Origin of the sequence: Streptomyces sp. M-16 (assembly GCF_052114405.1) — a bacterium.
Taxonomy (GTDB): Bacteria; Actinomycetota; Actinomycetes; order Streptomycetales; family Streptomycetaceae; genus Streptomyces.
This window is the reverse complement of the sequence record NZ_JBFRER010000226.1, coordinates 1-5462: the sequence shown is the minus strand read 5'-3', so window position 1 is coordinate 5462 and position 5462 is coordinate 1. Positions and strand designations below refer to the sequence as shown.

5 protein-coding genes and 1 pseudogene are annotated in these 5462 nt (G+C 72.1%); 4 read left to right on the top strand and 2 right to left on the bottom strand.

Annotated features, from left to right (window positions below; genetic code table 11):
• The 4 genes and pseudogenes from AB4039_RS41245 to AB4039_RS41230 all read left to right on the top strand — a co-directional run.
• A pseudogene (locus AB4039_RS41245) lies at window positions 1–526 on the top strand (DEAD/DEAH box helicase); the annotation flags it as partial.
• A gap of 90 nt (window positions 527–616) precedes the next feature.
• Window positions 617–1474, top strand: coding sequence for an alpha/beta fold hydrolase (locus tag AB4039_RS41240; protein ID WP_442273204.1), 858 nt, complete (start codon window positions 617–619; stop codon window positions 1472–1474).
• Between the two features lie 95 nt (window positions 1475–1569).
• Complete coding sequence (locus AB4039_RS41235) at window positions 1570–1722, top strand: hypothetical protein (RefSeq protein WP_167456791.1); 153 nt, start codon at window positions 1570–1572, stop codon at window positions 1720–1722.
• Between the two features lie 125 nt (window positions 1723–1847).
• A complete protein-coding gene (locus AB4039_RS41230) occupies window positions 1848–3527 on the top strand; it encodes an IS1182 family transposase (RefSeq protein ID WP_442273203.1) in 1680 nt (559 codons plus the stop codon).
• Between the two features lie 42 nt (window positions 3528–3569).
• On the opposite strand, the gene AB4039_RS41225 is transcribed toward AB4039_RS41230, so the two are convergent.
• Both AB4039_RS41225 and AB4039_RS41220 read right to left on the bottom strand, forming a co-directional pair.
• Window positions 3570–4175 carry a MarC family protein gene (locus AB4039_RS41225; protein WP_266842099.1) on the bottom strand — a complete coding sequence of 202 codons (606 nt, stop codon included), beginning with the start codon at window positions 4173–4175 and terminating at the stop codon, window positions 3570–3572.
• Window positions 4176–4237: 62 nt separating this feature from the next.
• On the bottom strand, window positions 4238–5107 hold the full coding sequence (locus AB4039_RS41220) for a PHP domain-containing protein (RefSeq protein ID WP_266842097.1): 870 nt from the start codon (window positions 5105–5107) through the stop codon (window positions 4238–4240).
• Between the last annotated feature and the right edge of the window lie 355 nt (window positions 5108–5462).

Here is a 5462-nt window from a genome sequence, read left to right as displayed (position 1 = left end):
CACCCGGGTCGCCGCGTCGGCCGTGGTGGCCGAGGCCGCCGCCGTGGTCGAGGCGCCCGTGGCTCCGGCCGTCGTGGTCCAGGCCCCCGTGGTCGAGGCGCCCGTGGCTCCGGCCGTCGTCGAGGTCCCGGCTCCGGCCGTGTCCGAGGAGACGCCGGTCAAGCCGAAGCGCACCCGGACCCGCAAGCCCACCCAGACCCCGGTCGCGCCGCTCGCCACCGCCGCCCTCGTGGTGGAGGAGGCGCCGGTGAAGGTGCGTCGTCCCCGCAAGGTCGCCGCTCCCGCCGTGGACGAGCCGGACTTCCAGATGGCCCCGCCGGTGGAGCCCGTCAAGGCCCGCCACACCCGGGCCCCCCGCAAGGCCGCCGAGGCCGCTGCGGTCACCGAGGCCGCCGCCAAGCCGAAGCGCACCCGGACCCGCAAGGCCGCCGAGGCCGCACCGGTCGCCGACGCCGCCGCCGAGGCTCCCGCGAAGCCGAAGCGCACCCGGACCCGCAAGGTCGCGGAGACCGCTCCGGAGGCGTAGGGCTCACACCCGTACGACGGCCCCGGTCCCCTTCCCAGGGGGCCGGGGCCGTCCTCGTACCCGGACGTACGGGCCGGTAACCTCGGGGCCATGAGCAAGCCGCCGCGCCTCACCCTGCCGCCCGCCGCCCGCGCGTACCGCCTGACGACCGCCCGCGGCGGGTTCGCCGTGCACGAGGCCGGGGAGCCCCTGCGCGGCACCGTCCTCCTGCTCCCCGGGTTCACCGGCAGCAAGGAGGACTTCATCGCCCTGCTGGAGCCCCTGGCCGCGGCCGGCTACCGGGTCGTGGCCGTCGACGGGCGCGGCCAGTACCAGAGCCCCGGGCCGCGCGAGGAGTCCGCGTACGGGCTGGAAGAGCTGGGCCGGGACGTCCTGGCGCAGGCCACGGCGCTCGGCGGTGGGCCGCTGCACCTGGTCGGCCACTCCCTGGGCGGGCTCGTCGCCCGCGCGGCGGTGCTGCGCGACGCCTCCCCCTTCGCCTCCCTCACGCTGATGAGCAGCGGGCCGGGGGCGATCGCCGAGGAGCAGCGGGCACGCACGAAGCTGCTGGTCGCAGCCTTGGAGGCGATGCGGGAGGACATGCCGGGGGTGTGGGAGGCGATGCGGGCCCACGATCCCGAGGACGCGGTCCCCGACGCCCCGGAGCTGGCGGAGTTCCTGCGCGAGCGCTGGCTGGGCACCGTGCCGGAGCAGCTGATCGCCACGGGGCGGGTGCTGATCTCGGAGCCGGACCGGGTGGCGGAGCTGGCGGCGGTGCCGCTGCCGAAGCTGGTGCTGTCGGGGACGGTCGACTACGCCTGGCCGGTGCCGCTGATGGACGAGATGGCCGTCCGGCTGGGCGCTTCCCGGGTCCTGGTCGAAGCCGCCGAGCACTCGCCGAACGCCGAGAATCCGCAGGTCACAGCCGATTCTCTAGTGACCTTTTGGCGATCCTTGAGCGCTCGGTAGTTAGCTAAGGAAAAAATTTCCTTAGCGTAGGGAATGTTTCTGGTGCGCCGCCCGTTGAACCCTTCGCAAGGAGAACACCGACGAAGGGAGAAGCCATGCGCTTCGAGATTCTGCGCCTGAACGACGTCGACGGGTCCGCCGTGGACAGCACCGTCGTGGACGCGGCCTCCGTCAACCGGATCGTGCAGCAGGCCGCCGCGGTGGGCCAGCGCATCCTCATCCGACCGGCCGAGACGGCGTCCTCCTGATGCTTCCGACGGCGCCCCCGCACCCGATGGGATGCTGTTGGTTAATTCGGGGCCTGGCGTGACGTCGGCTCCCAAGACCTGGTTGTGGTCTTGGGAGCCGACGTTGTCGTTTGGGGAGGGTGTCGATGTCGATGCATCCAGGGGATCTTGGTGAGGTCCCGGTGGAGACGGTGCGGGTGGTGCGGGCGGCCTTCCCGAAGGGCAGTCTGGCGATCCGGATCCGGGACGAGCTGGGTGGCCTGTTCAGCGACGGGCAGTTCGCGGATCTGTTCCCGGTGCGGGGGAAGCCCGCCTGGTCGCCGGGCCGGCTGGCGCTCGTGCTGGTGTTGCAGTTCGTGGAGGGGCTCACCGACCGGCAGGCCGCTGAGGCGGTCCGGGCGAGGATCGATTTCAAGTACGCACTCGCGTTGGAGCTGGGTGATCCGGGGTTCGACTTCTCGGTGCTGTCGGAGTTCCGGGACCGTCTGGTCGAGGCGGATGCCGGGCGGCGGGTGATGGACGGCATCTTGGCCGCGGCCCAGGAGAACGGGCTGCTCAAGACGGCGGGCAGGGCGAGGACCGACTCCACGCACGTGCAGTCCGCAGCGCGTGAGCTGGGCTGGCTGGAGCTGGTCGCGGAAACCCTGCGCTCAGCGTTGAACGCGCTCGCGCGGGCGGCTCCCGACTGGCTGGGCCAGGCTGCGGAGCCGGACTGGTTCACGCACTACGCCACCAGGGCCGAGGAGTCCCGGTTCCCCAAGTCCCGCACCAAGCGGAACGAGGTGGGTCTGCGGATCGGCCGTGACGGGATGCGGCTGCTTGAGGCCGTCCTCTCACCCGGAGCACCCGAAGAACTGCGGATGCTTGGGCAGGTGGAGATTCTGCGCCAGGTGTGGGTCCAGCACTTCCACCTGGTGGAGGGCGAGGTGAGGCGCCGGGACCCAAAAGACCGCCCGCCGGGCGCATTACGCCTGGTCACGCCCTATGACACCGCAGCGCGCGTCGGCGTCAAACGGGACATCATGTGGGACGGATACAAGGTCCACCTCACCGAGACCTGCCAGGCGGACACCCCGAACCTGATCACGAACGTGGCCACCACCGTGGCGACGGTTTCCGACATGTCGATGACCGAGACGGTGCACGCCCAGCTCGCCGAGTCGGGCCGTCTGCCCAGTGAGCATCTGGTCGACGCCGTATATGTCGACGCTCATCTGCTGGTCAGCACCCGCCGTCAGTACGGCATCACGCTCACCGGCCCGGCTGCCGCCGTCATCAGCCACCAGGCAGCCTCGGGTGGCGGTTTCACCGGCGACGAGTTCACCATCGACTGGGCGGGCGAGCAGGTCACCTGCCCCGGCGGCAAGACCACCACCCGATGGAACCCCGACCGCTCCCAGGCCGGCACTTCCGTCATCCGGGTCCGCTTCAACAGCGCGGACTGCCGGCCCTGCCCGGTCCGCGAGCAGTGCACCACTTCCAACGTCGGCCGGCGCCTGACCCTGCGGCCCCGCGAGGAACACGAAGCCCTCCGCCAGGCCCGCGCCGACCAGGACACCGACACCTGGAAGGAGCGATACAAGTCCCGCGCCGGAGTTGAGGGCACCATCTCCCAGGCCGTTGGGCGCTGCGGCCTGCGTAGATCCCGCTACCGCGGTCTCGCGAAGACCAGCCTCCAGCACCAGCTGACCGGCGCCGCGATCAACCTCGCCCGCCTCGACGCCCACCTCACCGACACACGCAGGGCCTGCACCCGCACCAGCCACTTCGCAGCACTTCGCCCCGTCGAGCCGAAGCCCGACGGGGCGAAGGAGACCCCGAATTAACCAACAGCATCCCGATGGGTGCGGGGGCGTTCGCATGCGGTCTCAGGCTCCGTGGACGACCTGGAGCACGCCGTTGATGATCTGCTGGACGGCGATGGCCGACAGCATCATGCCCGCGAGGCGGGTGACCAGGACGACGCCGCCGTCCTTGATGATCCGGATGATCACGAGCGAGTAGCGCATGGTCAGCCACAGCACCACGTGCATGGCGATGATCGCGCACCACACGGAGACCTGACCGGTGAAGCCGTCGGCCTTCTGCACGGCCAGGATCACGGACACGATCGCACCGGGACCGGCCAGCAGCGGCATGCCCAGCGGGACGAGGGCGACGTTGACGTCCTTGGTCTGCTTGGGCTCGTCCGTCTTGCCCGTGAGCAGGTCGAGCGCGATGAGCAGGAGCAGCAGACCGCCCGCGATCATCAGCGCCGGGACGGAGACGTGCAGGTAGTCCAGGATCTGCTGGCCGCAGATGCCGAAGACGGCGATGACCCCGAAGGCCACGCAGACGGCCTGCCAGGCCATGCGGCGCTGGACCTTGGCGGCGCGCCCCGAGGTCAGGGCGAGGAAGATCGGCGTGATCCCCGGGGGGTCCATAATCACAAAAAGCGTGAGAAAAAGGGATCCGAAGACGGCGAAATCAAACACAGTGATGCCTTGCAGGTGAGGGGTGTTACGAGAAGAGGGTGTGGGGAAGGGCCGCGCGCCGCTCAGGCGCGGGCGGCGGATCCGCCGGCGCCCGGAACGGGGAAGGCCCCGGTGGCGCGGCGCGTGATCTCGCCGTAGATCTCGGGGTCGGTCGTGTACTCCCCGAGGCGGCAGGTCTTGCGGCTGCCGTGGTAGTCGCTGGACCCGGTGGTCAGCAGGCCGAGGTCGGCCGCGAGGCCGCGCAGCCGGTCGCGGGTGGCGGCGTCGTGGTCCATGTGGTCCACCTCGATGCCGTCCAGACCGGCGGCCGCGAGGGCGGCGATCGCCGACTCGGGCACGCACTCGCCGCGCTTGACGGCGGCGGGGTGCGCGAAGACGGTGACCCCGCCGGCCGCCTTGACCAGGCGGATGGCGTCGAAGGGGTCGAGCTCGTGCTTCTCGGCGTAGGCGCGGCCGCCGTCGGCGAGCCAGTCCGCGGTGAACGCGTCGGAGACGGTGGGCACCACTCCGAGCTCGACCATGGCGGTGGCTATGTGCGGGCGCCCCACGGAGCCGGCACCGGCGATCCGGGCCACCTGCTCCCAGGTGACGTCCACGCCGAGCGCCCGGAGCTTGCCGACCATGGCCTGCGCGCGCGGGGTGCGGTCGTCGCGCACGAGCTCGCGCTCACGGGAGAGCTCGGGCTCCTGCGGGTCGAAGAGGTACGCGAGCATGTGCATCCCGACCCCGTCGAGACGGCAGGACAACTCGGCGCCGGTCACGAGCGTGAGACCGGGCGGCAGGGCCGCGAGGGCCTCGGCGTATCCCCCGACGGTGTCGTGATCGGTCAGCGCGACGACGTCCAGCCCGGCCGCGGCGGCGTTGGCGACCAGCTCGGCGGGGGTGTCGGTGCCGTCGGAGGCCGTGGAGTGGGTGTGCAGGTCGATGCGCACAGCCGGGCTCCAGGGTTTTGACGGACGGGGACACTCCAGGGTACCCGTGCCCTGGCCGGGCGGTGTCCGTGCCTCTGCCCTGGCCGGGCGCTGTCCGACGGCCCTGGCCGGGCCTGGCCGGGCCTGGCCGGGCCGGGCCGGGCCGGCCCGGCCCGGCCCGGGTGGTGCGGATCCCGGGCCGGGTGCGGATCCCGGGCCGGGTGCGGATCCCGGGCCGGGTGCGGATCCCGGGCCGGGTGCGGATCCCGGGCCGGGTGCGGATGGGTTGCCGCTGCGCGGGGCTGGTCCCCTACCCGCCCTTCCACCGTTCCCCGGGCTCCGCCCGGACCCTTCGGGGGCTCCGCCCCCGGACCCC

Bases quoted from the DNA above. Each gene is read 5' to 3' on its own strand.
- AB4039_RS41235 (WP_167456791.1), top strand. From the start codon at position 1,570: ATGCGCTTCGAGATTCTGCGCCTGAACGACGTCGACGGGTCCGCCGTG.
- AB4039_RS41240 (WP_442273204.1), top strand. From the start codon at position 617: ATGAGCAAGCCGCCGCGCCTCACCCTGCCGCCCGCCGCCCGCGCGTAC.
- AB4039_RS41230 (WP_442273203.1), top strand. From the start codon at position 1,848: ATGTCGATGCATCCAGGGGATCTTGGTGAGGTCCCGGTGGAGACGGTG.